This is a genomic window from Rhizobium sp. UGM030330-04 (assembly GCF_003208455.1).
Taxonomy (GTDB): domain Bacteria; phylum Pseudomonadota; class Alphaproteobacteria; order Rhizobiales; family Rhizobiaceae; genus Agrobacterium; species Agrobacterium rhizogenes_A.
Genome location: NZ_QKML01000002.1, coordinates 410,220 through 436,009, shown reverse-complemented (window position 1 = coordinate 436,009; position 25,790 = coordinate 410,220). Strand labels below are relative to the sequence as shown.

At 59.4% G+C, this 25,790-nt stretch carries 21 protein-coding genes and 1 pseudogene; 6 read left to right on the top strand and 16 right to left on the bottom strand.

The annotated features are described in order from the left end of the window. Positions 1 to 75: 75 nt before the first annotated feature. The 7 genes from N434_RS05130 to N434_RS05100 all read right to left on the bottom strand — a co-directional run bounded on the left by N434_RS05130 (position 76) and on the right by N434_RS05100 (position 9,861). Positions 76 to 954: a 2-hydroxy-3-oxopropionate reductase gene (locus N434_RS05130; protein ID WP_110756423.1), complete on the bottom strand. Its 879-nt coding sequence runs from the start codon at positions 952 to 954 to the stop codon at positions 76 to 78. An 11-nt stretch (positions 955 to 965) separates the two neighbouring features. Beyond that, a complete protein-coding gene (gene otnI / locus N434_RS05125) occupies positions 966 to 1,745 on the bottom strand; it encodes a 2-oxo-tetronate isomerase (protein WP_110756503.1) in 780 nt (259 codons plus the stop codon). Positions 1,746 to 1,758: 13 nt separating this feature from the next. After that, positions 1,759 to 3,456: an ABC transporter ATP-binding protein gene (locus N434_RS05120; protein ID WP_110756501.1), complete on the bottom strand. Its 1,698-nt coding sequence runs from the start codon at positions 3,454 to 3,456 to the stop codon at positions 1,759 to 1,761. Positions 3,457 to 3,466: 10 nt separating this feature from the next. Beyond that, on the bottom strand, positions 3,467 to 4,648 hold the full coding sequence (locus N434_RS05115) for an ABC transporter permease (RefSeq protein ID WP_110756421.1): 1,182 nt from the start codon (positions 4,646 to 4,648) through the stop codon (positions 3,467 to 3,469). Between the two features lie 10 nt (positions 4,649 to 4,658). After that, positions 4,659 to 5,645, bottom strand: coding sequence for an ABC transporter permease (locus N434_RS05110; RefSeq protein WP_110756419.1), 987 nt, complete (start codon positions 5,643 to 5,645; stop codon positions 4,659 to 4,661). A 95-nt stretch (positions 5,646 to 5,740) separates the two neighbouring features. Further along, entirely contained in the window at positions 5,741 to 7,849 is a 2,109-nt protein-coding gene (locus tag N434_RS05105; protein ID WP_110756417.1) for a family 10 glycosylhydrolase, read from the bottom strand. An 86-nt stretch (positions 7,850 to 7,935) separates the two neighbouring features. Further along, positions 7,936 to 9,861: an ABC transporter substrate-binding protein gene (locus tag N434_RS05100; RefSeq protein ID WP_065114177.1), complete on the bottom strand. Its 1,926-nt coding sequence runs from the start codon at positions 9,859 to 9,861 to the stop codon at positions 7,936 to 7,938. Positions 9,862 to 10,012: 151 nt separating this feature from the next. On the opposite strand from N434_RS05100, the gene N434_RS05095 reads away from it, so the two are divergent. After that, entirely contained in the window at positions 10,013 to 11,014 is a 1,002-nt protein-coding gene (locus tag N434_RS05095; RefSeq protein WP_065114176.1) for a LacI family DNA-binding transcriptional regulator, read from the top strand. A gap of 729 nt (positions 11,015 to 11,743) precedes the next feature. Here N434_RS05095 and N434_RS05085 read toward each other — a convergent pair. Both N434_RS05085 and N434_RS05080 read right to left on the bottom strand, forming a co-directional pair. Further along, complete coding sequence (locus N434_RS05085; protein ID WP_110756413.1) at positions 11,744 to 12,799, bottom strand: alkene reductase; 1,056 nt, start codon at positions 12,797 to 12,799, stop codon at positions 11,744 to 11,746. A 171-nt stretch (positions 12,800 to 12,970) separates the two neighbouring features. Next, positions 12,971 to 13,846 (bottom strand): LysR family transcriptional regulator, encoded by an 876-nt coding sequence (locus N434_RS05080; RefSeq protein WP_181423878.1) that lies wholly within the window; start codon positions 13,844 to 13,846, stop codon positions 12,971 to 12,973. Positions 13,847 to 14,338: 492 nt separating this feature from the next. Here N434_RS05080 and N434_RS05075 point away from each other — a divergent pair, with 492 nt between their 5' ends. Continuing rightward, on the top strand, positions 14,339 to 15,298 hold the full coding sequence (locus N434_RS05075; RefSeq protein ID WP_065114173.1) for a LysR family transcriptional regulator: 960 nt from the start codon (positions 14,339 to 14,341) through the stop codon (positions 15,296 to 15,298). 147 nt (positions 15,299 to 15,445) lie between these two features. Here N434_RS05075 and N434_RS05070 read toward each other — a convergent pair whose 3' ends face one another. Beyond that, positions 15,446 to 16,696 carry a Zn-dependent hydrolase gene (locus N434_RS05070; protein ID WP_110756412.1) on the bottom strand — a complete coding sequence of 417 codons (1,251 nt, stop codon included), beginning with the start codon at positions 16,694 to 16,696 and terminating at the stop codon, positions 15,446 to 15,448. 548 nt (positions 16,697 to 17,244) lie between these two features. Between N434_RS05070 and N434_RS05060 the strand changes: the two genes are divergently transcribed. Next, positions 17,245 to 18,561, top strand: coding sequence for an MFS transporter (locus N434_RS05060; RefSeq protein WP_246753462.1), 1,317 nt, complete (start codon positions 17,245 to 17,247; stop codon positions 18,559 to 18,561). A 60-nt stretch (positions 18,562 to 18,621) separates the two neighbouring features. Further along, positions 18,622 to 19,260 (top strand): RraA family protein, encoded by a 639-nt coding sequence (locus N434_RS05055; protein WP_110756406.1) that lies wholly within the window; start codon positions 18,622 to 18,624, stop codon positions 19,258 to 19,260. 89 nt (positions 19,261 to 19,349) lie between these two features. Here the strand turns inward: N434_RS05055 and N434_RS05050 are convergent, their stop codons facing one another. Both N434_RS05050 and lhpI read right to left on the bottom strand, forming a co-directional pair. Then, entirely contained in the window at positions 19,350 to 19,754 is a 405-nt protein-coding gene (locus N434_RS05050) for a RidA family protein (RefSeq protein WP_110756404.1), read from the bottom strand. After that, positions 19,751 to 20,713 carry a bifunctional Delta(1)-pyrroline-2-carboxylate/Delta(1)-piperideine-2-carboxylate reductase gene (gene lhpI, locus N434_RS05045; protein WP_110756403.1) on the bottom strand — a complete coding sequence of 321 codons (963 nt, stop codon included), beginning with the start codon at positions 20,711 to 20,713 and terminating at the stop codon, positions 19,751 to 19,753. The genes N434_RS05050 and lhpI overlap by 4 nt, the downstream gene beginning before the upstream one ends. Before the next feature lie 171 nt (positions 20,714 to 20,884). Here lhpI and N434_RS05040 point away from each other — a divergent pair. Further along, positions 20,885 to 21,331: pseudogene (locus tag N434_RS05040) on the top strand (transposase family protein); the annotation flags it as partial. 372 nt (positions 21,332 to 21,703) lie between these two features. Here N434_RS05040 and N434_RS05035 read toward each other — a convergent pair. Genes N434_RS05035 through N434_RS05025 form a run of 3 tightly spaced genes read right to left on the bottom strand, consistent with a single transcriptional unit; the run spans position 21,704 to position 23,458 of the window. Further along, complete coding sequence (locus N434_RS05035) at positions 21,704 to 22,459, bottom strand: YggS family pyridoxal phosphate-dependent enzyme (RefSeq protein ID WP_110756401.1); 756 nt, start codon at positions 22,457 to 22,459, stop codon at positions 21,704 to 21,706. After that, the gene (locus N434_RS05030; protein ID WP_110756498.1) at positions 22,456 to 23,205 is read right to left on the bottom strand and encodes a glutamine amidotransferase; all 750 of its coding nucleotides are present in this window, start codon (positions 23,203 to 23,205) and stop codon (positions 22,456 to 22,458) included. The genes N434_RS05035 and N434_RS05030 overlap by 4 nt, the downstream gene beginning before the upstream one ends. Positions 23,206 to 23,221: 16 nt before the next feature. Then, on the bottom strand, positions 23,222 to 23,458 hold the full coding sequence (locus tag N434_RS05025; RefSeq protein ID WP_065114164.1) for a thioredoxin family protein: 237 nt from the start codon (positions 23,456 to 23,458) through the stop codon (positions 23,222 to 23,224). A 116-nt stretch (positions 23,459 to 23,574) separates the two neighbouring features. Here N434_RS05025 and pdxR point away from each other — a divergent pair, with 116 nt between their 5' ends. Next, on the top strand, positions 23,575 to 25,011 hold the full coding sequence (gene pdxR, locus N434_RS05020; protein WP_110756400.1) for a MocR-like pyridoxine biosynthesis transcription factor PdxR: 1,437 nt from the start codon (positions 23,575 to 23,577) through the stop codon (positions 25,009 to 25,011). Between the two features lie 143 nt (positions 25,012 to 25,154). Here pdxR and ycaC read toward each other — a convergent pair whose 3' ends face one another. Beyond that, positions 25,155 to 25,781 (bottom strand): isochorismate family cysteine hydrolase YcaC, encoded by a 627-nt coding sequence (gene ycaC / locus N434_RS05015; protein WP_065114162.1) that lies wholly within the window; start codon positions 25,779 to 25,781, stop codon positions 25,155 to 25,157. Positions 25,782 to 25,790 lie beyond the last annotated feature (9 nt).

Below are 25,790 nucleotides of genomic sequence, written 5' to 3'. Positions count from 1 at the left end.
GGACACGGCTTCGCCGGTCCGGATCGTGTTCCGGTTGGAAAATTAACTGTCGGGATGATGGTGGGTTTGGCGGACTTACATTCGTCCGCCCCCTGCGATCCGTTCAAGCGTGCGGATCAGGGCGGAATGGTCCTGGTCCCCATCGCCGCCGGCAATCGCGGCGTTCATCAACTGCTGTACCATCGCCGTATTCGGCAGTGCCAGATCAAGCGCCCTTGCGGCGTCAACGGCAAGCGTCATGTCCTTTCGATGCAGCCTCATGCGGAAGCCCGGACCGAAGGTTTCCCTGACCATGCGCTCGCCATGCACCTCAAGAACCCGCGACGCGGCGAAACCGCCCATCAGTGCTGACCGCACTTTGGCCGGGTCTGCTCCGGCGCGTTTGGCAAAGAGCAGGGCTTCGGAGACGGCCTCTATGGTCAATCCGACAATGATCTGATTGGCGACCTTGGCGGTCTGCCCGTCGCCCACGCCGCCGACGAGCGTAATGTTCTTGCCCATCGCCTCGAACAGGGGCCTGGCACGATCGAAGGCGGCCTGTCTGCCGCCGATCATGATCGTCAGCGAGGCCGATCTGGCGCCGACCTCACCGCCTGAAACGGGCGCATCGAGATAGTCGCATCCGAGCGCCTCGATACGGGCAGCGAAATCCTTGGTGGCAACCGGTGAGATCGAGCTCATGTCGATAACCAGCTTGCCTTTCGACAGGCCTTCGGCAACGCCATCCTTGCCAAACAGCACCGCTTCGACATCCGGCGTGTCGGGCAGCATGAGGATGACGATGTCGGCGGACTGCGCCACCGCCCGCGGGGTGTCCGCGGCCTTGCCACCCTTGTCCAGGAGATGTTGTGAGACCGGTTTGATGCGGTTGAGAACGAGCGCGTGTCCGGCATCGATGAGGTTTTCCGCCATCGGGCGCCCCATGACGCCAAGTCCGATAAATCCGATATTCATGATGCTTCACCTCACTTCTGCAATGATTTCATCCAGCCAAGGCCTTCGCTGGTGCCGGCCCTTGGCCTGTATTCGCAACCCACCCAGCCGTCGTAACCAAGGCGATCGAGTTCAGAGAAAATGAAGCCGTAAGCGATCTCGCCGGTGCCCGGTTCGTTTCTGCCGGGATTGTCGGCGATCTGGACATGGGCGATCTTCTCCTGAAGCCGCAGGAAGGTTGGTATCAGGTCGCCCTGCATGATTTGCATGTGGTAGAAATCATACTGGATAAAGAGATTGTCTGAGCCGACCTTGCCGAGGATGCGCTCGGCGTGATCCGTGGTGGACAGGAAGAAGCCGGGCATATCGCGCAGGTTGATCGGTTCGATCAGCAGCCTGACGCCGGCTTCGGCGCAACGCGCTGCGGCATACTTCAGATTGTCCACCAAAACGGCTTCCAGCGTCCCCGTATCGACGCCCACAGGCTCGAGGCCGGCAATGACATTGACCTGAGGGCATTGCAGCGCGACGGCGTAGTCGAGAGCGAGGCCGACACCTTTGCGAAACTCGTCTATCCGGTCTGGAAGGCAGGCGATCCCGCGTTCACCTCCAGCCCAGTCGCCGGACGGCACATTGAACAAGGCCTGCTGTAACCCGCTTTCGGAAAGTGCGGCCGATACCCTTTCCTTCGGGTCGGAATAAGGGCCCAGATATTCGACGGCGCTGAAGCCGTCCCTGGCAGCGGCGGCAAAGCGCTCCAGGAATGGCAGGTCCTGATAGAGAAAGGACAGGTTGGCTGAAAATCTTGGCATCATATCTTCCTTGCTATTCGTTGACGGGTGCGACGAAGCGATGCCGGAGCAGCAGGCGCTTGTCGCGCGGGTCGGGATTGGGAACGGCTGAAATCAGGCTCTTGGTGTAGGCCTCGCGCGGGGCGGTGCAGATCTGCTCGGCCTCGCCAAGTTCGACGATCTTGCCGCGATGCATGACGGCAACGCGATCGCAGAAATATCGCACCACTGAAATATCGTGGGAGATGAAGATGAAACTGAGATTGAGCCGCTGGCGAATGTCGAGCAGGAGATCGAGAATCTGGCTGCGGATCGACACGTCAAGCGCTGCAGTCGCCTCGTCAGCGATGATGATCTTCGGGTCGAGTGCCAGGGCCCGCGCGATACAGATACGTTGCCGCTGGCCACCCGAAAAGGCATGCGGATAACGCTCCATGCTCATCGGGTCGAGACCGACGAGCCGCATGAGTTCAGCGACACGCTCGTCAAGCGACCGACCTTTGGCCAGCCCGTTGACGATCAGCGGGTCGCCGATCACCTCCTTGACCGTCATGCGCGGATTGAGCGAGGAGAAGGGGTCCTGGAAGACGAGCCGGACATCGCGATGGAAGCCGCGCAATTGCTTCTTGTCGAGACGCGCGACATCGGTTTCGCCGCCGCGGCCATCGCGGTAGATGACGGACCCATTGCTCGGTTCGATGATCCTGAGGATCAGCCGGCCGAGCGTCGTCTTGCCGGAACCGCTCTCGCCGACAATGCCGAGATTTTCTCCCGGATACAGATCGAAGCTGGCATCATCGACCGCGCGCAGCGCCGCCGGGTTCGACGGCGTACCGAAGATCTTGCTGAGATTGCGCACGGAAAGGACCGGGGCAGGGGCATCGGCGGAAAAGGTCTGCGCTGCGGGCACCTTCGCATGCCGGGTGAGCTTCACCGTCGATGCAAGCAACTGCCGGGTATAGGCATGTTCAGCGTGGTGGAAGATCTTGTCCACGGTGCCGCTTTCGACGATGCGGCCGTAGCGCATGACTGCGACGTCATCGGCGACTTCGGCAACGACGCCCATGTCATGGGTGATCAGCAACATGGACATGCCACGCTCCACTTGCAGTCGCTTGATCAGGTCGAGGATTTCCGCCTGCGTCGTCACGTCGAGAGCCGTGGTCGGTTCGTCGGCGATCAGGATGTCGGGATTGCCGGCAAGCGCCATGGCGATCATGGCGCGCTGGCGCATGCCGCCGGAAAACTCGAACGTGTAGCGATCGCCCATTGTCTCAGGATTGGGGATTTCGACCTGCCGCAACAGTTCGATCATGCGGGCGCGGGCAGCCTTCTTGTCGAGGTTGCTATGCAGACGGATCGCTTCGACGATCTGCGAACCGATCGTATGGACGGGTGACAACGAACTCATCGGCTCCTGGAAAATCAGGCCGATACGCCGGCCGCGGATGGCCCGCATCTCGCGGCTGCCGGGTGCGAGTGCGGTGATGTCGACGGTCTGGCTGCCGGCATTCAAGAGGATGCTGCCGCCGACGATGCGGCCGGGACGGTCAACGATTTGCAAGAGCGATCGCGCCGTGACGCTCTTGCCGGAACCGCTTTCACCGACGAGGCAGAGCGTCTTGCCTCGCTCCAGCTCGAAACTCACCTTCTCCACGGCATGCAGGATATGCGTTCTGAGCGGGAAGTCGATTGACAGGTTCTGCACCGAAAGAACGGTTTTCTCGGACATGGTCAGCTCCTCAGTTCTCGTAGGGATCGGCAGCATCGCGCAAGCCATCACCGAAAAAGTTGAAGGACAGAACGGCGAGCACCACCGCCAGCGAGGGCCATATCAACAGCCATGGCGCGGTTGCCACGGTGCGGATATTCTGGGCGTCCTGGAGCAGCACGCCCCAGCTGACAACGGGGGGCTTCAAACCGATGCCGAGGAAGGAGAGCGAGGTCTCCGCCACGATCATTGTCGGCACTGCGAGCGTCACCACCGCCAGGATGTGGCTGGTGAGCGACGGCAGGATATGGCGGAAGATCAGCCGCATTTCGCTGGAGCCGTCAAGCTTGGCGGCCGTGACGAAATCTTCCCCCCTCAGGGACAGGAACCTGCCTCGAACCTCGCGGGCGAGACTGGTCCAGCCAAGCAGCGAAACGATCACGGTAATCACCAGATAGACGTTGACCGGCGACCAGGTGAGCGGGACCGCGGCCGCCAACCCGAGCCAGAGCGGGATTGTCGGCATGGCGCTGATAACCTCGATGATGCGTTGAATGAAAGTATCGACGCGGCCGCCGTAAAAGCCGGAAATCGAACCGATTACCACACCGAGCACCAGCGAAATGGCAACGCCGATCAGGCCGATCGACATCGATACGCGCGTGCCATAAACAAGGCGCGAGAACACATCGCGACCGAGGCGATCGGCACCAAGCAGATACATCGGGTCGTTCGGATTGATCGGGCCGATCAGGTGGCGCTCCATCGGGATGATACCCCAGAGCTTGTAGGCCGGGCCTTTGACGAAAAGGCCGATCGGCACGGTCTTGGTGTCATCCACGACGAAGGTGCGGCGTAGCGCTACCTTGTCGATCTCCACCTTGTAGCCTTTGACATGCAGCTGGAATTTCGAGCCCCCGTCGGGCGTCGGTGCGAAGAGGCTGATGCCCTGAGGCGGTGCATAAGTATATTGCGACTTGGCGGTCATTGGCAGGGCAGGCGCCAGAAATTCGGCGAACAGGCCGACGAGATAAAGGAATATGATAACGCCGCCAGCGGTCATCGCCACTTTCTGGCGGACCAGCTTGCCGAAGATCAGCCGCCACGGACCGACCGCAGCGTTTGAAACAGCCTTGCCCTGTTTGAGCGGGCTGATCGAAGGACCATCGGCCAATGCCGACGTCGTTCCGGTGAGGTTCTTGTTTACGGTCATGGGCTTCTCCTCAGTTGAACCGGATGCGCGGGTCGAGCAGCGCAAGCAGCAGGTCGGAGAGCAGGACGCCTATAAGCGTCAATGCGGAGAGCAGCAGAATGAAACTGCCGGCGAGATACATGTCCTGCGAGACCAGAGCCCGAAAGAGCAACGGCCCGGCTGTCGGCAGGTTGAGCACGATGGCGATAATCGTGACACCGGAAACGAGATGCGGCAGAACCCAGCCGATTGCCGATACGAACGGATTGAGGGCGATGCGTACCGGATATTTGAGGATGACCTTGTATTCCGGCAGGCCCTTTGCACGTGCCGTGATCACATAGGGCTTGTGCAATTCGTCGGTGAGGTTTGCGCGCAGGATGCGGATCAGTGCGGCGGTGCCGGAGGCGCCGATGATGATGACGGGAATCCAGACATGCTTCAGGAAATCCCAGACCTTGGCGGTGCTCCAGGGCGCTTCTGCGAAGGCCTGCGAATTAAGGCCACCGACACTCTGCCCGAGATAGCGGTAAGCGACATACATCAGAGTCAGCGCCAGAATGAAGTTTGGCACGGCGAGACCGATGAAACCGAGAAAGGTGAAAACGTGGTCGCCGACGGAATGGCGGCGCACAGCCGAATAAATACCGATCGGAAGAGCCACAATCCAGACGAACAGCAGGCTGAGCAGCGAGATTACCAGCGTTGAACCCATGCGCGCCCAGATCAGCCCGGATACGGGTTGGTTCCACTCGAAAGACCAGCCGAAATCGCCGCGGCTGAGGATTCCCCACATCCACTTCATATATTGAATGTAGAACGGGTCATCGAAGCCATAGATTTCCTTCAGGCGCTCGATCTGGGCCGGATCGACCGGCTGGCCGTTTTCGCTCATTGTCGCGATCATCGAGGTCAGGTAGTCGCCGGGCGGCAGCTGGATGATCAGGAATGCAATCAGCGACATGCCGAACAGGGTCGGGATCATGTAGAGCATACGCTTGCAGATATAGCCAAGCATCGGTTGTTTTCCTCCCATTCCGATGCGCCGGAGCGCAAGGCCAATATGCGATCCGCTACGGTCTCCTCCAGCCGCAGCGGATGCTTCATGTCAACTTAGCTCCAGTTCAGATGGAGCACCTCCAGCCGCTCGATTTCGGGAACCGTGATGATCGCCCGCCCATTCTCGATCGACAATTCCGCAGCGCGATCGGCCACCACCAGCCATGCCCGATGCAACGTCTTGCCGTTCGGAATTTCGACGGCGACCTTTTGTTTCGACAGCGGAATATTGTCCCTGACCGGTCCTTTCATCATCATCGGATTGGTAAGGTTGAGCAGGCTGATCGCAAGTCCGTCTTCACTCTCGCGCACGGCTATATCAACCACGCCCGGCCCTTCGACCTCGACGCGCTGCGCCTTGCCGAGCGCCCAGCGCACCGCATTTGAAACCAGTCGGCCATGATCGGCCGCCAGCACTTCCCAGAAAATCTCCCCGATATTCCATGGAATATAAACGGTGCGTCCGCCTTTGCCAGTCTCGCGGGCGATGACGGCAGCGCCATCCGCCTGCTTGCGGGGATAGACTTCCTCCATCGGAAGATCGGGGAAATCCGGAACGTAGAGGAACGGTGTGGAGGTCCCGGCCGCTGGCTTGACATCAATGAGACGTGTACCGCCCATGATCCGCTCGGCGCCGTCATAGCCGTCATTGATCGGGTGATCGCCGGAGATTTCCACATAGGTGTTCTTGACGATGCCGCGCGGGCCGGAGACGAGATTGACGCCCAGCACGTCGGCAAGGCCGAAGTCGGATCGGAGTATGCCGTTCTCGTCCCTGAGTGAGGTTTCATAGGCGGCAACGACGCTGCCGCCTCGATCGGCATAGGCGCGTATCGCCACGATCTGTTCGTCCGACAGGCAGGAGGCGTTGGCGAGCACGATCACCTTGAAGCGATCCAGATGATCCGCCGTCAGTACCTGGTCGGAGACCAGTTCGAAGGGGATGCGTGCTTCCACCAGCGCATGATAGAGGCCAAGATCATGGCGCTCCGCCATGCTGCGTTCTTCCGGTGCCCAGTGGCGCAGCGTGGTGGAGGGATCGACGACGGCAACTTCCGCGGTTGGCGTCATGGTGTTGATCACGGGTTCCACCGCCGCCTGTAGCAGGAAGGAATCGACCACCGGCTCGACCCAGCGCTTGTCGGGTACGACACCGTTGAATTTGGTGAACCACGCATAGAGGCCGTGCGCCGTGCCGTTATTCATCCAGAGCTGCATTTCCTCCGGCGTCGTCACGGCATCTTTCCAGCGATATTCCTCTTCAGGACCGATCGAGGTGATCAGCACGACGGGGCGATCCGGGAAAGTCGCTCGAATGCGCTTGCCGTTGCGGCCGGCGGACCAGCCGATCTCCACCCCGCGCCGTCCCTGGTGGTCGACGACCAGGAACGGGCAATGCTTGCGGATGACTGACAGATCGAATTCCATGAGAGAGGAACCGGACATATTGGGGATGAAGCTTGCATGCGGACGGATCGCCTTCACCGCGTCATCCCACTGGACGATGATATCGGTCAGCACATGGCGGCGCCATTGCAGCCAGGCGCGCCAGGCAGGATCTTCCGCATCGGGTTTCAGGGGCAGATCATAGCCGGACATGTCCTTGAAACGCCGGGCACTATCCTCGCTGTAATCGACACCATGGCCCTGCCATCGGTTGGCGAAGACCGCATCGATATCGTAATCGCGGACGATTTCCTTCACTACTTCCGGCATGAATTCGGTGTTGTAGGAGCCATAGGCATTGGTGATCCAGATGCCGGGGTAGGCCCAATGTTCGCGGGGCGTGCCGTCGGCATTGATCATCACCCATTCCGGATGGGCCTTGGCGGCATCGTCATGGATGGCATGGGGGTCGACACGCGCCATGACATGCATGTCCAGCCTGCGCGCTGCATCGACAAGAGCGCCGAAGATGTCGCGATCACCCAGCACGTTGCTGACATAATGATAGGGAATCCTGCTCGGATAAAAGGCGATGTAGCCGCCGGCGCTGAGGCAGACCGCGTTCGACTTGGTGCGCTTGAAGACATCGATCCAGAAGGCCGGATCGTATTTCTCCGGGTCGTTTTCCACGAAGGTCAGCTGGGTCCAGCGTGTCGCGGACCTGAACCATTCGGGCGTGCGGAGAGTGTCGATATTCTGTTGTCTCGCGTCGAGCATTCTTCGGTCCTATCTTCAGACAATGAGGGAGCGTTCGGTGCCGGCACGTGGCCGGCACCGCAGACATTCGTATGAGGCGCGTGGGCTCAGACCTTGTAGAACTGTTCCGGCATGGTCGGGGCAGGGGTTGGCCAGCCGAAGGAGTTCGGCATCGTCTTCAGGATGTTACGCATGTTGTTCTTGACGATGCCGTAGCCATCGGACGGCAGCGAGATGCCGAAGACGTAGAAATTATCGGCGGCCCCCTGCAGGATCTGCTTCATCACGTCCTGCTGGCTGGCCGCGTCGGGTTTGGCCTTGAGGTCATCATAAAGAGCAAGCTGCCGTTTGGTTTCTTCTGGCGGCTCTTCGGCACTCGGATTGTTCGGGTCGACATACCAGAGAGACCATGCGGGGCCATAAACGGCATTGTTGTCCGTAGGCGCATAATAACGCGGATCAAGCATTGCCGCGACGCCGCCATTGGCGCCGAACTGATGCGCGGTGGCATCGAAACTGCGGCCACGGCGTACGCGCGTTTCCCACAGCGAGCGATCCATGGTGCGCAGCTGTGCGTCGATGCCGACCGCCTGGAACATGGGTATCGCAAGCTGAAAGAAATCCAGGAAGATCGGGCGAGCCTGATCGATCTCGAAGATGATCGAGACACGACGTCCGGCCTCGTCCAGTCGAAAATTCTGATCATCGCGTTTGGGGATGATGACGTCGAGCAGAGCATTGGCCTTGTCGATGTCATACTCGGTAAACTGACCAGCGAGCTGCTCATTGTAAAGCGGATCATCCGGCTTGATCGAAGGCTGGGCCGGAGCCCCCTGACTGACCAGCACGGCGTCGATCAATGTCTGCCTGTCGAGAGACATGGAAAGCGCGGCACGAAAATCCCTGTTGCGGAAGAGTTTGCGCTTCGTCTCGTCACTATGGTTGAGGTTGAGGATGAAATTCATCACATTGGCCTCCGTCGAGGTCAGCGTGTAGAAATCATAGTCGCCCTGCGCGCGGGCGTCGTAAAGCACCGCCTTGTTGGTCGGCGTCCCGATATACTGGTCCATCATGTCGATTTCGCCCTGCATGGCCTTCAGCAGAAGAACCTGCGGGTCGGCGACCATCTGATAGACGATGCGCTCCATGTAGGGGAGCTGGTTGCCCTCGGTATCGACTTTCCAATAGTACGGATTGCGTTCCGCGACGGCGCGTTCGGTGTTTTCGCCCGGCGCAATCGTAAACATCCAGGCATTCAGGCAAGGCTTCTTCGATGAATTGAGGAAGAAGGAATTGTCGTCCTGAAAGCCGGCAATTGCCTGGAAAGCGGCGATCCAGCCTTCAAAACCTCTCTGCTTGGCAGCCTCGTCGGCTTTCGGATTATAGTCGATGTGGAACTGCTGGAGATAATGTTTCGGGCAGCGCGTGGTCTGGTCCAGATTCGACCATGCGACCTGCAATGGAAAGAGACCGTTAGGCTCGGCGAAGATAACCCGGAAGGTCTGCTCGTCGACCACTTCAAGCCTGGCGGGTTCGCCGTTGCTTCGCCAGTGGCCTTGCCCGGCAAACGCGACACGATCGTCTGTCAGAACCGTATCATACCAGAATTTGATATCGGCGGTGGTATAGGGATGCCCATCCGACCATTTCATGCCCTTGCGCAGCCGTATCGTATACTGCGTTGCATCTTCGTTGGCATCGAAGGCTTCCGCGACATTCAGCGTTACGCCGGACCAGTCGGGTGAATAGCGCACAAGCGGCTCGTAGGCCTGGAACCGAAAGATATGTGAGAGAGAGCCGCCGCCAACCAGCGCCAGATTCCATGTGCCGCCATAAGTGCCGACACTTTCATGAGGCTTGATCACCAGCGGCTTTTCCGGCAGCCGTTGATCCAGTGCGGGCAATTCGCCAGCGTCCACTTTCGTCTTGAGGCTTTCTGCCTCCCGGAACTTTGCTGCGACGACCGGCAATGCCGGCAGGATTAGGGCGGCCGAGGTCCCGGCCAGAAACGCTCGGCGTTTCAGCTCAAACATGGGTTTTTCCTCCTCAAAAATCCGATCTGCTTTTCTCTGTTCGGATAACAAAAGAGATTCCATGTGAATTTTGTTAGGTAAAGCGTTATGTTACTGATTGCTAATTTTATTGCGACGCAATATGTATTGTTAGGTAATTGCGAGGGATAAGATGAGAGCAAAAAACCGGGTTACGCTACAGGCGATCGCGGATGAGGTCGGACTTTCAAAATATGCCGTCTCCCGGTCACTGGCAGGAAAGTCAGGCGTGAGCGAGGAGACGCGCCAGCTTATTCTCGGCGCTGCCGAACGCCTCGGATATACCAAGCAGGCAAGTCGTCATGACACGCTGGAGCTCGGTTTGGTGTTCCATGACGTCGATCTGGTCAACAGCGAGCTCAATCAAGAAGTTCAGGCGGGTGCGCAGCGCGAAGCCGAGCGGCTTGGTGTCAATCTTCGCGTTCGATGGGCGCATGGCGACGACATTCTTGCGCAGCACGCGAAGTCATTTTCCGGCCTTATCCTGGCTGGGCCTCACTCGCGCGATGCGATAGCCAGAGCAGAAGCAGTCGGACGGCCGATCATTCGCATGGGCTGGACGGAGCCCCTTGAGCAGGTTGACTATGTTGGCGGGACGGACCATGAGGGTGGGCAGGCAGTCGTCAAGTTTTTGCTTGGACTGGGCCACAAGACAATCGCCTATGTTTATGGATCGACGGTCTATCGGGGGCGGAACGAACGCTATTACGGCGCGCGCGAGGTCATCGAGCAGGCAGGTGATGCGGAACTTCACCTCATGAAGTTTGATGAGACCCTGGGCTTTGCCGGCGCTCTTGGGAAACTTGAGTCGAACGGGATTTACCCGACGGCATATTTTTGCGCCCACGACGGTCTGGCGCTCACTGTCGTATCCGAATTGCTCGGTCGTGGCTATCGGATACCGGATGACGTATCGGTCGTTGGATTTGGCGATTATTCTGCGGCCACCCAGATTTCACCACCGCTAACGACAGTTCGCGTGTTTGGTCGCGAAGCTGGAGCCGCCGCGCTTGCCTTGCTGCTAGAGCGGATTGACCGGCCGCGAAACCAGGATCAGCCGCCCCGTAGCATAAGGATCGTGTCGCGCCTGATCGAGCGGAAATCCACTGCGCAGGCGAAGCTCTTGCACACGTAGTCGTACAAATCGCTGAAGCAAGGAGCCATGAATACTTCCTGATGGTTCTACTGCGTAAACCCCGGAGCGGGAAAACAGCTTCCGGGGCGGCAACGTTGTGCATCAGATCGGCAACTCCATGGGTACGGCGCCCTCATCGCCATAGCCGCGATCGGTTCGCTTGACGAAAATGCCAGCAGCTTCTTCGATCATCGTGATCCGGCAATGGTGCAGTGACCTTACACGCGCAAGTTCTGATTTAAGACTGCCGGGTATGGTGCCTGGCCGGATTCCAGGTATTGAACCAGTGCCTTTGCGTTTCGCTCGACTTCGACGATGACCTGTTGCAGCCGTTCTCGACAGTGCCGGACCTGACGCCGGCAGCCATCGGGATAATCGCGGACGATGATCTTTTGACGGGCGAACCACTTTGCAATAGCACCGCGCGCACGTCCTGCGGCGCACGGCTTCATCGCGGTGTGGGAACGGTGAATGTCGTTCGGATTGCCCGGTTATTTGCAAGGCCGTGAATTCAAATCCGCAATCAACTCAGGTGTATAGGCGTTGGCTTCGATCGTAAGCCGCTGTCACCTGTGCGAGGATTGAACCTGGGAAAGAGGATATCTATCCTGAAGCTACCGACGATATGATCTTTCTTCATGGAACGGCGGGGTTTGATGGGAGCATTCATTGCTCTTACTCTCCTCGAGAATGGTTCAGGCGGGACTGTACCCGCCCGATTGTTGAGGCTCAAAGCGCTGGATAGTCAGTGTAGCCTTTCTCGGCACCGCCGAAGAAAGTCATGCGGTCGGCTTCGTTGAAGGCGGCGCCCGTCTTCATGCGCTGGACGAAATCCGGGTTTGCCAGAATCATCGCACCATAGGCCTCCATGTCGGCGAGACCCGACGCGACATCGGCACCGATCTGGTCACGAGGTCGCCCCGGCCGATTGACGATCAGTGTACCGGTACGCAGCTTGCGGATGTCGGTCAGCAATTCCTCATTGCCCTGGTGCATGATGTGGACATAAGCAGGGTTCAGCTTGTCGAGTACACCGACCAGATGGCGATAAAGCTCGGGGCCTTCCGGACCCTCGTCGATGCCCCACATCGCCGTGCCGGGCGAAAGACGGATCGCGGTCTTGTCGGCGCCGATTTCCTCGGTGACCGCTCTGGCAACTTCAATTGCAAAACGGGCCCGGTTCTGGATTGATCCACCGTATTCATCCGTGCGCACATTGGCGCTCGGCGCCAGGAACTGTTGGATCAGATAGGCATTCGCACCGTGGATCTCAACGCCGTCAGCACCCGCCTCGATCGCGCGCTTGGCCGCATAGGCAAAGTCCCTTACCGTCTGGCGCACTTCCTCGGTGGTCAGCGCGCGTGGGGTCGGAATATCCTGCATGCCGGTCGCCGTGAACATGCCGGCACCCGGTGTGATCGCCGACGGTGCCACGCCCTGACGATGATGCGGCGTGTTGTCGGGATGTGACATACGGCCGGCATGCATGAGCTGAATATAGATATGGCCGCCTTTTGCATGCACCGCATCGGCAACCTTCTTCCAGCCGGCGACATGGGCGTCGGTGTAGATGCCCGGCGTGGTAAGATACCCCTGTCCATCGTCGGAAGGCTGAGTTCCTTCGCTGACGATCAGGCCGACGCTGGCGCGTTGCGCATAATATTCAGCGGCGAGGGGGCCAGGCGTGCCATCAGGGTTGGCGCGTGAGCGGGTCATCGGGGCCATGACGAAACGGTTGGGAAACTCGGTGTTGCCGAGCGTGATAGGCTGCCAGATGTCGGTCATTGTCAAATATCTCCGGTTCGCACTGATACTGCGGATGCTGTGTTTGTCTCGGGAAATCCGTCGAGACAGGATGCCAACCTAGATATGGGACAAGCTTAATCCGGGATAAATCCGGTAAACAGGAAATCATTGATCCATAAATGGAGCAATAATTGTGGTGTACGATCCGGCTCATGCTTGCTTCAGATGCTCGCGCAGGAATTCGATGAAACGCTGGGTTTTTGCTGGCAACAACCGTGTCTCGGTAAGCGCATAGACCGGCAAGGACGTCCCCTGCCACTCGGGAAGGATACGACGCAGCCGACCATCGGCGAGATACTCTGCGACAACCTCCGGCGGGATGAGGGTGATGCCGAGATCAAGTGTTGCAAGGCGGCAGATCATGCCTCGGCTGTTGAGGTGGAACCGGCTGCCGACTGGAATTTCGACAGAATGACTTCCATTGTTCAACTTCCAGTGTGCCGCCTTCGGAAAGTCGAGGCATTCGTGCCGTGAGAGATCCGAAGGCTGGGTCGGTTCACCGAACCGTTCAAGGTATTTGGGCGAAGCATAAAGGTAAGGCGTTAGCTTGGCCAAGGGGCGCGCTATAAGAGCGGAATCCGATTGCGATCCCATACGGATCGCAACGTCGAACGGTTCCGCGACCAGATCTACGTTTCGCGGCGTAAGATCGAATTCGAAGCTGATGCCCGGATAGCAAACAGAGAACTTGGCGATCAGCGGTGCAAGATATGTCGTTGCAAAGTCGACCGGCAGTGAAGCGCGCAAGATGCCGCTCGGTTGCTCCAGCATCTCGCCAAGTTGCTCATGCGCAAGCCGCGCCTCATCGACAATGCGCTTGCAGCGTTCGAAATAAATCTGCCCCGCCTCAGTCAGTTCGATCTTCCGGGTGGTCCGATGAAGGAGCCTCAAACCGATGCTCTTCTCCAGCCCGCTAATCCGGCGAGACAGCGTGGAGTTTGGCATACTGAGGCTATCGGCCGCCCGGCGGAAGCTCTTCATTTTTACGACCTCAACGAACAGGGCCATGTCGTCGAGATGCATCATTTCTATTGCTCCGCAGATGGATCAGTTTTTCAAGACTAGCCTATTTATCCCAAAATCTGAGCGGGTAACAATGCGCTTGCCCGGTCTGTGGGGCCTCGGGGTGAAGCATGCTTGAGGCTGCAATAATGCCCTGTGCCAGAATATGTACCCCCTGGGCACCTTCGGCAAACGTCGCTCACCGCTCCAGCCGTTGTCAGTGGTTATGCTGCTCGATATCTCTTTGCAGGCCCATACCTTGCTGAGAGTGCCTTTGGCATATCGGTTTTTGATACGGTGGAAATTGGCGGCCAGGTTTTTGACCGGGAATATCTGACGCTCCCATCTTTTCCGGCACAAAAAACACATGCCATTGTCCTGAAGGCCAAGAAAGTGTCTGGCAGGTTGACGCCGCCATTTCGCAAGCCGGGTAGTCGAACTCTCCGATGAAGAATCGCTATTGGTTCAGGAATAAACTATAGCGAAACCGCCAACGCTGTTTTTGAGGATCGATAGTTGCCAAACAACACGCCCCGCATCCAGCATTTGAACTGGAACCTGCTGCGGACCTTTCTGGTCATCGTTGAGGAAGGCAGCATCACACGGGCGGCCAACCGGCTTTTCGTGCGCCAGCCTTCCGTAACTGCGGCCCTGCAAAAGCTGGAGGAAACGCTGGGGTGCCAGTTGATTCAGCGCGACAGCCGCCGTTTCGTGCTGACGGTCCAGGGTGAAATGCTTCGCCAGGAATGTGCCGAAATTTTCCTGCGTGTCGAACGTATCGGCGAAAAACTGTCGACCGAGGCGGATGATCTGACGGGTCAGGTGCGTGTCCTCATTGTCACCAATCTCGTGCTTCCACAGCTCGATCAGGCTCTTCGTCAATTGCGGCGGCGCCATCCATCCGTCACCATCCGCATCGATGTCGCCAATACGCAGGATATCGTTCGCGCCATCGGCCAAAAACAGGCTACCTTCGGGATTTGCCTGCTGCCGAAACCGCTCGCCGGAATGGACTGCAAATTTCTGCTCAGGGAAACATTCGGGATTTATTGCGGTGCTTCCCATCCCTTTTACGGCCGTGGCGACATCACCATGGAGGAATTGCGGCAGGAAGCCTTCGTGGCCTTCGCCTGCAGCCAGGAAGGCGGCGCGCTGGAGCCGATGATCGCCCTCCGCGACGGCGTGGGGCTCGGCAAATGGACCGTCGGCTCCAGCCCGCATATGGAAGAAGTCCGGCGAATGATCATCGCCGGCATCGGCGTGGGCATTCTGCCACTGGATGCGGCGCGCGGTTTTGAGGAAGACGAGCTTTGGCAGATCCCGCTGCTTCAGGATTCGCTGGGAGCCGACGCCTATTTCCTCCGCAACCCCGATATGGAACTCGGCGGCGCCGAGCAGGCGTTCCTGACGATTTTCGAAAACGAGCTTTTCGATGCCCAGGCTGCGGCCGCCCTTGTGGAACCGGGTGGAGAATAGGAAAACGGCGAAAAGTGATCACACCGTTCGCCGTTCCATTTAAAGTATTTTCCAACGAAACCGGACCCGGCATTGCCGGTCGGGAATACGCTAAAACAGGGTATTGGAGCCCTTTCGCGCTTCATAGAAAAGCGAAAGCGCTCCAGCTCAGTCCGCCCGGTTTGCGCGTTCCAGCACGGCCTGAACGAGAACGTTCACACCGGGTTCGATGTCAGCAACCGTGACATTTTCCGCCTCGTTGTGGGAAAGACCGCCCTCGCACGGGGTGAAGATCATCGCTGTCGGCAGATATTCGGCGACATGCATGGCGTCATGCCCTGCCTCGGTGAGAAGGTCCATCGAGGAATAACCGAAAGCACCCGTGGCATTGCGGATGAGTTCGATGCAGCCGGCGTCAAAATGCATGCCGCCATAGGCCCAGCCTTCCTTGACGACGATCCTGCAACGGGACCGCTCTTCCAGCTCGGGAAGTCTCGCCTTGAAGGCATCAAACATGGTGCTGACCACCGCATCATCGGGGTGGCGCATGTCGCAGGTCATTTCCACGAAATTCGGCAGCGCGCCAAGGAGATTGGGTTCCGCCCTGATGCGCATCGTCGTGGACTTGCCGCCGGTCTCGTGATTGGCCCAGCCGATCTCGTTGATTGCCAGCGTCACCTCAGCCGCGCCCACCAGCGCGTTCTTGCGCGCCGGCATCGGCGTTGGGCCGACATGGCCGGTTTCGCCGTGTACTTCCACCACGAAACCACGCACGCCGAAGGCGCCGGTGACGATACCGAGTTGTTTGCCCGCTGCCTCCAGGCGCGGCCCCTGTTCGATATGCAGCTCGAACAGACTGTCGAAAGCCTCCGCCGAAATCGCGTCTTTACCCTTGAAACCGATGCGCTCCAACTCGCCGCCAAGCGTAAAGCCATCGCGATCCTTGCGGGAATAGGCGAATTCCGCCGCCTTGGCGCCGGTAAAAACCGCCGAACCGATCATCGGCGGCTCGAAACGCGCGCCTTCCTCGTTGGTCCAGTTCACAAGGGTGATCGGCCGGCGTGTGGCAATGGCATGGTCATTCAGTGTGCGCACGAGTTCCAGCCCGGCCAGCACGCCAAGAATACCGTCGAAGCGGCCGCCATGAACCTGCGTGTCGAGGTGGCTGCCGACCAGTACGGGCTTGGCATCCGCATCGGCTCCTGCCCGTTCGGCGAAGATATTGCCGACGGCGTCGACCCTGACCGTCAGGCCCGCCTCCTCGCACCAGTGAATGAACTGGTGACGCATCGCCGCATCCTCGTCGGAAAGCGCCAGCCGCTTCAGGCCGCCCTTTTCGGTCGCGCCGATTTCGGCGGAACGCATCAGCGTTGCCCAAAGGCGTGACATGTCTGGCCGGATATTGCTCAATCTCTTCATTTCGGTCCCCTGTTATGGTCTCGCTGCTGCAATGCCCCGGCGTAACCGGCAGCCCGCAGGCGACCTCTTTTCAGTCCATGGAGTGACAAAGGGGATAAGACCAAACCGGAAAATTCAAAAATAGATAGATTCGATACTTAGAATAAGAGTGGCGTTTTTTCCGGTCGAAAAAGAAATTTCAGCCGGTCAAAAGACAGGCAGGGGCTGCGCAGCCGAGCGGCAAAGAAAAACAGTGCCTGCGATATTTCCCTGATTTTATTATCTATTTCAAAATTTATATTCGGCGCCGAGATGCCCGAAAATGCTCAGGATTTGGTCTATAGCGCCGCCCTATGGAAGAAATCTGCATTATCTATTTGTCGGGAGCCTCCCGCTTTCCCATCATTGCGCAAAACAGGGGAACATCGCAGCATGTCGGACTGACGGAGAGAACCGAAAAACGGTTGCTCCGCCGGAAATGGCTATCGGCATCTCATGCCTTCGGCATGCGGCCGCTCCGCTTCGTCGTTTCCCCGTTTTCCTTCACGGCAACATAAAGGGGAATGTTCATGCAAGGGGAAACCGCACTCGTGGGCTCCGTCGAAAAACAGCCGGTCGGCGTTCGGCGGATCGCCGTCGCAAGCGTCATCGGCACCACCGTCGAATGGTACGATCTTTTCGTCTTCGCCACCGCTTCGGCACTGGTCTTCAACAAGGTCTTCTTTCCAAGCTTCGACGCAATCGTCGGCACGCTTCTGGCTTTCGGCACCTTCGCCTCGGCCTACCTCGCCCGCATCGTCGGGGCAGCGCTTTTCGGCCATTTCGGTGACAGGATCGGCCGCAAGTCGATGCTGCTTGTTTCCCTGATCATGATGGGTGTTGCGACCTTCGCCATCGGCCTTCTGCCGAACTACGAACAGATCGGCGTCTGGGCGCCCATCCTACTTTTGGCGCTGCGCGTCGTGCAGGGTCTTGCGCTCGGCGGCGAATGGGGCGGGGCGGTGCTGATGGCGGTCGAGCACGCGCCGCAGAACCGGCGCGGCCTTTATGGCTCCTGGGTGCAGATCGGTGTTCCGGCCGGCACATTGATCGCCAACCTCGCTTTCCTTGCCATTGGTTTCACGATGGCGCCCGAGGACCTGATTTCCTGGGGCTGGCGCATTCCGTTCCTCGTCAGCATTCTTCTGGTCGCTGTCGGTGCCTATGTTCGGCTCAACACCGCCGAAACGCCGTCCTTCGCCAAGGTGAAGACCGAAGAGGCGACCGTGCGCGTGCCCTTCTTCGAACTGCTTTCCAAATCCTGGAAGACGGTTCTTCTTGGCGGCATTGCCACCATGTCCACCGGATCGTCCTTCAACCTTATCGTCGCCTTCGGTCTGAGCTATGGTACGCAGGCGCTCAACATCTCCCGCAACGAAATGCTGGTGATCGTGCTGATTTCCTGCATGGCGTGTATTTTCCTGCTGCCGCTCTTCGGCCTGCTTTCCGACAAGATCGGCCGCCGGCCGGTCATTCTCGGCGGCATTCTGGCCGAAGCGCTCGTCGCTTTCCCGATGTTCTGGCTGATGGATACCGCCACCTTTGCCGGCGCACTTGCGGGCTACCTGCTGATGATGACGGCCTTTGCCGCCAATTACGGCCCGATCGCCACCTTCCTCGCCGAACTTTTCGGCACCAAGGTTCGCTATTCGGGCCTGTCCATCGCCTATATGCTCTCGGGGGTTCTGGGCAGCGCGCTTACTCCCGTCATCACCACCTGGCTGCTTTCCGCAACCGGCAGCGGCGCATCCGTTGCGTGGTACATGATCGGCTCCGCGCTGCTCTCTGCCGTCGCCCTGCTGGCGCTGACCGAGACCGTGAAACGCGATCTGGCCAAGACCAACTGATCCATATTGCCATATCACGGACGCCGGCCCCACGCCGGCGTCTTTCTTTTGGAGAAGTCAATGGAAAGTCCAGACACAATCAATGAGGCGCTCGAACTGCTCCGGAGCGTCGAGACGGCGACGATCGGTCATTTCAGATCGGATGGATTTATGGATCCGGCGATGCAATGCGTCATCGATGGCGTTCGCATCGCCGGTCGCGCGCTGACCGTCAGCCTGCCGGGAGATGACGGAACGGCGCTTCCGCATGCTCTTTCCCGCGCCATGCCCGGCGATATCCTCGTTATCGAGCGACTGAGCGACGATCGGCACGCCTGTTGGGGCGCGGTCATGACCGCCGCAGCGCTCGCGCGTGGTGTCACCGCCATCATCCTCGATGGTTATGTCACGGATATTGGTTCGATCCGCAGCGCCGGCTTGCCGGTCTGGTGCCGGGGGCGCTCGCCCGTCACCACCAAGCTCAGAGGTCGGGGAAATGTCGCGGGGCCGGTTGTCTGCGGCGGGGTCAAGGTTCAGAACGGCGATATCGTGCTGGCCGATGAAAACGGCGTGTGCATTTTGCCACCCGAGGAAGCATTGGCAACGGCACGGCATGCTTTCGCCATTCAGGAAAAGGAGCCCGGCATCGTTGCAAGGCTCGAAAAGGGGGAAGATATCGTGGCGGTTTATGGACTTTCACCGCTGGAGCAGTCCACGTAAAGCCGACCTGCAATCTTGCGCCCTGGGAAATGCTTGTGGGCGCGTCAGCCGATCCGGCCGACGCCCCCTTTTTTCATGCCCACCTGACCTCAGAGGACAGCGAGGCACTCGATTTCGATATCGAAGGGCAAGGGCCAGGGTTTGATGGTTGCCGAGGTGCGCGCCGGAAAACCGGCTGCGAAATATTCGCGGTATATGTCGTTCACTGTTCCCATCAGCGCTGCATCGGTGACATAGATGGTGGTCTTGATCACATCTTCGAAGGTGGCGCCCGCTGTGGCCAGTGTCACCCGCAGGGCTTCCAGCGTGGCCCGCGTCTGGGCGGCGATATCGCCCCTGACGATGTCGCCCGTTTCAAGATCGACGGGCGGCATGCCGCAGGTGGCGATGATGTTGCCGGAGCGGACAAGCGCCGAGGTCGGCGCTCCCAGCCGGCGGACCGCCTCTGAAACCACCGGCACTTCAAGGATTTCGCGTTTGGCCATGTCTGTCATCCTTTTCTGTTCAGCGTCGCGGCCTCATAGACCATGGTGGCCGCCGCAAGATCGGCAAGTGCGGTTCCGACAGCCTTATAGAGCGTGATCTCATCGTCACCACTGCGCGCAAACCGGTTTGCCCTGCAAAGTCCGGCAAGTGTGGATCTGACGCTCTCCTCAGAAAACAGGCCCGCTTCGATCGGTTGAACGAGATCGCCCGCTTCGTGCAGCGCTTCCTCCGTGTCGATAAAGACCGAGGCACGGCTTATGGCCTCGTCATCCGCCTCGCGCATGCCGGGTGTGAAGCCACCGATGAGATCGACATGCGTGCCGGGGCGCAGCCATGCGCCCCGGATGAGCGGCGTGGTGGCGAGCGTCGCGGCGCTGACGATATCGGCCTCGGCAACCGCCCTCTCCAGATCATCGACCACCGTGGCCGCAAGCCCCGACGCTTCGATGGTTTGCGCCAGCCGTTCGGCATTGCCACGATCGATATCCCAGACGGCCACCTGCTCAAGTGGTCTGATGGCCCGGTAGGCGTCGGGAATGAGGCTCGCGACGCGGCCGGCGCCCAACACCAAAAGCCGGCTGGCATTCTTGCGCGCCAGATAATCCGCTGCAAGCGCCGACGCCGCAACAGTCCGGCGGCCGGTAATGACATTGCCGTCCAGTGTGGCCAGTTGGATGCCGGTCTGTGCGTCGTAAAGCATATAGGTCGAGGTCAGTCCCGGCAGGTTTCTGTTAGCATTTCCAGGAAAAACGGTGACGATCTTGATCCCCAGATAACGAGAGGACCGCTGGGAGCCATGCCAGGCGGGCATCAACAGCAGTGTCGCGGCGGCCTCATCTGGCACATCGATCGTGTGATGGTGCCGGACCGGCATCTCGCAACCTTCCGCGAAGGCGGAAGCAAGCGCTTTGATGAGCCCGTCAAACGGCAAAAGACCGGCTGTTTCCTGTGAATTGATCATGAGCATATGCGCCTCCCTTCAGCTTTCTGGCGGAGGTCAAAATGGCGCAAGTCAGTGCGTTTTATAACGTCGAATCTCGCTATTCTATTTATAGCCTATATGAAGGCAACATAAACGCATGCCGCAAAGGCGGAATGTCACGTTCCCCGGGTTTGAACGATGCCTGGGAGATTGCGGATGGGATCGATGGCGATGAGCGAGCGCGATCTGCGGCGGATCGGAATTTTATCAAAAGTGACGCCGGTCGGATGACCATGGTGTCAGCGACACACGTGCTTGACCTGGACACGCTCCAGGTGCGTTGGGTGCTGGAGCGGATACGAATTGGCGGCGCGGCGTCGATCCGGCGCAAGGCGATCGGCCGGCCATCGAACAATCGGATCAGCGACGGGGTTCGGGATTATGCGATGACGCTGGTTTGCGAACGTTATGCGGATTTCGGGCCGACCTTGGCGACGGAGAAGTTGACTGCGCGAGACGGTGCGCGGCCGGATGTCAGAGGCCGGACCATGGCTGTCACGCAGGCAGCGCCGGAGATTTTATCAGCCGCGGTTGTGACGCGAAGCCTATGGCGCGCTGGTGCAGATCGACGGGTTGGAGCATCGCTGGTTTGAGGATCGCGGATCATACTCAAAACAAGCCTGTCGCCTGCTCCACCGCCCGATAACCGTGTAGGCAGCAAGCGGCCGTTGCCCGAGCGAAGCGCAAGTTGCCAAAATGGAGTCGGAAACAGTTGGCAAGGGCACAGCATGCCTAGCGACAGCTTATCGATGCCTGACCTCCGAAATCAGACTGTCTGGAGATGGCCCCGCATCGGATACCATTCCACATGGAGCGCCTGGTTTCTTTCAGTGCGAGTCGGAGGAGAAAATGATTTCTGCCAATGCCGGACCTATCGAGCTGCATTTACAAGTCTCCGTGCAGTCAGGCTCCTGCAACCAGATCAAGAAACAAGACAGACAAGAAAGCCGTCCAACATCGCCGCCTCCGGATACCTCACATAGCTCCCGCAGCGCCGGGCCAGTAATGGGACGCAGAAAGCAGCCGTCGGCCGAAAACTGCCTGGCCAACGCGGATGATCGTCGCGCCCTCTTCAATCGCCCATTCAAAATCTCCCGACATCCCCATCGACAGTTCCGTCAGCGCGGATCCTTGCGGTGCATCGCAAAGCGCACGGTCGCGGATGTCGCGTAGAACACGGAAGCAACGGCGTACCTCCGTTTCTTCCGGCGTGAAGGTTGCCAGCGTCATGAAGCCCCTTGGGCGCAATGCGTCAAATGCGGTGAGCTCCTTGAGAAAAGGAGCCACGGCATCGGGCGTCAGGCCGAACTTGCTGGCTTCGCCGGATGTATTGACCTGCACCAGCACGTCCAGACCGCGCCCCAGAAACTGCAGGCGCTTTTCAAGCGCTGTCGCCAATGACAGGCGGTCGAGCGACTGTACTTCAGAGGCGAAGCGCAGGACATCCTTGACCTTGTTGGACTGAAGATGGCCGATCATCGACCATTGCGCCGGTTCGCCGGAAAGCGCTTCGGCCTTGCTGCGCCCTTCCTGCACCTTGTTTTCACCGAGATCGCCTGCGCCGAGCCGGATGGCCTCACGGACGCGCTCGGCCTCGATCGTTTTCGTGACCAGCACGAAGCGGACCGCTTCGGCTGGCCGGCCGGCGCGCGACGCGGCGGCGGCGATCCGCGCCGTGACGCTGGAGAGATTGGTGGCAAGAGTGTTCGTCTTTTCGGGAGTGCAGGTCATGTGTGAGCCAGCCTGTGCGTGTTGTAGTGGCCCATTTCGTTTTCGAGATCGAGGTCCTGCAGCCATTCGGCGAACATCCTGCGGGCAGCTTCGCGCAGCGCTGGTCCGTGACGCAGGGCATCCCTGCGCATGGTGCGCGGATCGATCCCCGCATTCGCCAGTTCAGCGGCATGGCCGACGAGCCATTTTTCAAGGCCGGAACCCGCATCAACCTCGGGGTGGAACTGAAGCGCCAGGACGTTGCGATCAATCGCGAAGCCCTGCGTTGCGCAAAGAGGCGTTGTTGCCAGATTGGTCGCTTCCCTCGGGGTTTCGAAGGTATCGCCATGCCAATGCAGCATGGCGACGCCCTCAAGATGCCGCAGCGGCCCCAGCCGTCCCGCATCGGTCAGCGTCAGTTCCGAAAAGCCGATTTCCTGGTAGCCCATCGGCTCGACATTGGCGCCGAGTGTAGCAGCGATCTGCTGCGCGCCGAGGCAGATGCCGAGGATCGGCCGCCCCGTGTAAAGTCGATGGCGGATCAAGGCCCGTTCCTCGACAAGAAAGGGATAGGCCTCGGTTTCGTAAACGCCGACCGGACCGCCCAGTATGATGAGCAGATCCGGTTCCGTCGGCTTGAAGGTTGCAAGATCCACCTCACCCAGATCGCAATAACGCAGGTCGTAACCGGCTTCGAAAAGCACGCTTTCGAAACTGCCCAGATCTTCGAAATGAACGTGGCGAATGGCTGTTGCAGTCTTCGGCATCATCCTGCTCCCGGCATCAGCGAAGGGCTGCAAGATCGGCGCCGTGGTTTATATGATAGACGGTGCCTTCGATAACGAAAGCCGGCACGGACTTGACGCCCGCCCGCTCGGCTTCCGCGAGGCGAAGCTTGTTTTCTCCCAGATGAACGATCTCGACGTCGAATTTGCTTTTGTCGAGGGAGGCTGCGAAGCGCTGTTCTGCATCGACGCAGACCGGGCATCCGGCATGATAGAATATTGCTTTCTCGGCCATCGTATTTTCCTTTCGGCTTCATCGGAGCGGCGGGGTTGTCGCGCCGGTATCTGCCATGCAATAAATCCTATCCGGCCTAGTGTAGTGAGCCGGATTTGAGAAAATGGATATGCCGGATGGGCAAGGGTGCGACACTTGTGATCGAATGGCGGCAGAAGGAGGGGGAGCCTGTCTTTCTTGCCATAGCGCAGGCGATCATTACGGAGATCGAACGCGGGCGGCTGAAACCCGGTGATCCCCTGCCGGGTACCCGCGCACTTTCGAAAAACCTCGGTGTGAACAGGAATACCGTGGATGCGGCCTATCATGAGCTGCTGATGCAGGGCTGGCTGGTGGCCGAGGCATCGCGGGGCACATTCGTTGCAAGAGACTTGCCGGACTTTGCACAACACCGGCCCATACAGGAGCCCGACGGTGCGAGGAAGGCCAGTGCCGCATCTGGCTTGCAGCCGGTGCTGAACCTCTCCGATGGCGCGCCTGATTCCCGCTTGGCGCCGACCGTGCCGCTGGCGCAGGCATTTCGCCGTGCGCTGAATTCGCCCGTATTCAGCGCCGATCATGGTTATGGCGATCCACGCGGCAGCGCCCATCTGCGAAGTACGCTGTCTGACTACCTCAAGGACGAGCGTGGGCTTGCGGCGGATGCCGGCGATATCATGGTGACACGCGGCAGCCAGATGGCGCTTTTCCTCGCTGCCGCAACCTGTGTCGAGCCGGGCTCGGCCATCGCGGTTGAAAATCCGGGTTATCCGCTGGCCTGGGCGGCATTCCGCGCGGCAGGAGCCCGGACTGTCGGGGTGCCGGTGGATGCCGGCGGGATCGATATTGATGCGCTGGAACAGCTCGCGGCACGAGACGCAACGCTCAGAGCCATTTATGTCACGCCGCACCATCAATATCCCACCACTGCCACCCTCAGCGTCTCCAGGCGTTTGCGTTTGCTCGATCTGGCGCGCCGTCACCGTCTGACGATCATCGAGGACGATTATGACCATGAATATCGCTTCGATGGGCGTCCGGTCCTGCCGCTTGCTGCCAGAGCGGAGACGGAAACGCCTGTTATTTACATCGGGTCGCTTTCCAAGCTCATCGCACCGGGGATCCGTATCGGCTACGCGGTTGCATCGCCGATCCTGCTGCGCCGGATGGCCGATCTGCGCGAAGCGGTTGACCGGCAGGGTGACCTGCCACTGGAACATGCCCTTGGTGAGTTGATCCTCGATGGCACGCTCAAGCGTCATGCACGCAAGGCACGCCGGATCTATCATGCGCGCCGGGATCATGCCGCCGCCCTGCTTGCCGAGCATTTTTCCGAAGTGGCGGATTTCACGCTGCCCGCCGGTGGGCTGGCCATCTGGCTGCGCATACGTCCGGGGGTGAGTGCTGAAAGCTGGGCGCTGAACGCTGGCCGGCTTGGCCTTGGCATTCTTCCCGGGCTTCGCTTCGCGCTTGATCCCGCGCATCCGCCGGAAGCTTTCAGGTTCGGCTTTGCCAGCCTCAGGGAAGCGGAGCTTGAGCGGGCGGTGAGAATATTGAAACAGGCGGGACCGTAATGGCAGGCCTGCGATCCGCGGGAATGCGCTTTGCGAAGACAGGAAACGCCGGGCTTTTGGCCCGGCGCCGTCCAACAAGGGGGCAAACCCTTCTTATATGGTCTCGATGCAGGTTCAGCGTGTTCGCCTGCTGCCGCGACGGTTTATTTTTTGGATGTCAGCGTGCTGTAGCTGGTCATCAGGTTGCGGTAGTCGGGAATGTGGTTCGCGAAAAGCGCGCCCAGCCCTTCAATATCGTTACGCCAGTCCCGATGCAGTTCGCAGGCAACTCCGAACCAGCTCATCAGCTGCACGCCGGCCGCACTCATGCGGTCCCATGCCGAATGGCGGGTGACCTCGTTGAAGGTGCCTGATGCGTCGGTGACGACAAATACGTCGAAACCGGCCTCGATGGCTGACAATGCGGGGAAGGCCACGCAGACTTCGGTCACGACGCCAGCGATCAGCAGCTGCTTCTTGCCGGTCGCCTTCACCGCCTTGACGAAGTCCTCGTTGTCCCAGGCATTGATCTGGCCGGGGCGGGCGATGTAAGGCGCGTCAGGGAACAGTTCCTTCAGTTCCGGCACCAGCGGCCCGTTCGGCCCGTCTTCGAAGCTGGTGGTGAGAACGGTCGGAAGTTTGAAATATTTTGCAAGATCGCCCAGTGCAAGAACGTTGTTCTTGAACTTGTCCGGATCGAAATCCCGTACCAGCGACAGCAGGCCGGTCTGATGGTCGACGAGAAGAACGGCAACATCGTCCTTGTTGAGACGTACATATGGCTTGGTCATTGACGTGTC

Coding starts and splice junctions, on each gene's coding strand:
- N434_RS05130 (WP_110756423.1), bottom strand. CDS start 954: ATGAATATCGGATTTATCGGACTTGGCGTCATGGGGCGCCCGATGGCG.
- N434_RS05115 (WP_110756421.1), bottom strand. CDS start 4,648: ATGACCGTAAACAAGAACCTCACCGGAACGACGTCGGCATTGGCCGAT.
- ycaC (WP_065114162.1), bottom strand. CDS start 25,781: ATGACCAAGCCATATGTACGTCTCAACAAGGACGATGTTGCCGTTCTT.
- lhpI (WP_110756403.1), bottom strand. CDS start 20,713: ATGCTCATGATCAATTCACAGGAAACAGCCGGTCTTTTGCCGTTTGAC.
- N434_RS05095 (WP_065114176.1), top strand. CDS start 10,013: ATGAGAGCAAAAAACCGGGTTACGCTACAGGCGATCGCGGATGAGGTC.
- pdxR (WP_110756400.1), top strand. CDS start 23,575: ATGGGCAAGGGTGCGACACTTGTGATCGAATGGCGGCAGAAGGAGGGG.
- otnI (WP_110756503.1), bottom strand. CDS start 1,745: ATGCCAAGATTTTCAGCCAACCTGTCCTTTCTCTATCAGGACCTGCCA.
- N434_RS05050 (WP_110756404.1), bottom strand. CDS start 19,754: ATGACAGACATGGCCAAACGCGAAATCCTTGAAGTGCCGGTGGTTTCA.
- N434_RS05060 (WP_246753462.1), top strand. CDS start 17,245: ATGCAAGGGGAAACCGCACTCGTGGGCTCCGTCGAAAAACAGCCGGTC.
- N434_RS05035 (WP_110756401.1), bottom strand. CDS start 22,459: ATGACCTGCACTCCCGAAAAGACGAACACTCTTGCCACCAATCTCTCC.
- N434_RS05105 (WP_110756417.1), bottom strand. CDS start 7,849: ATGCTCGACGCGAGACAACAGAATATCGACACTCTCCGCACGCCCGAA.
- N434_RS05085 (WP_110756413.1), bottom strand. CDS start 12,799: ATGACCGACATCTGGCAGCCTATCACGCTCGGCAACACCGAGTTTCCC.
- N434_RS05070 (WP_110756412.1), bottom strand. CDS start 16,696: ATGAAGAGATTGAGCAATATCCGGCCAGACATGTCACGCCTTTGGGCA.
- N434_RS05110 (WP_110756419.1), bottom strand. CDS start 5,645: ATGCTTGGCTATATCTGCAAGCGTATGCTCTACATGATCCCGACCCTG.
- N434_RS05025 (WP_065114164.1), bottom strand. CDS start 23,458: ATGGCCGAGAAAGCAATATTCTATCATGCCGGATGCCCGGTCTGCGTC.
- N434_RS05055 (WP_110756406.1), top strand. CDS start 18,622: ATGGAAAGTCCAGACACAATCAATGAGGCGCTCGAACTGCTCCGGAGC.
- N434_RS05120 (WP_110756501.1), bottom strand. CDS start 3,456: ATGTCCGAGAAAACCGTTCTTTCGGTGCAGAACCTGTCAATCGACTTC.
- N434_RS05080 (WP_181423878.1), bottom strand. CDS start 13,846: ATGATGCATCTCGACGACATGGCCCTGTTCGTTGAGGTCGTAAAAATG.
- N434_RS05030 (WP_110756498.1), bottom strand. CDS start 23,205: ATGCCGAAGACTGCAACAGCCATTCGCCACGTTCATTTCGAAGATCTG.
- N434_RS05100 (WP_065114177.1), bottom strand. CDS start 9,861: ATGTTTGAGCTGAAACGCCGAGCGTTTCTGGCCGGGACCTCGGCCGCC.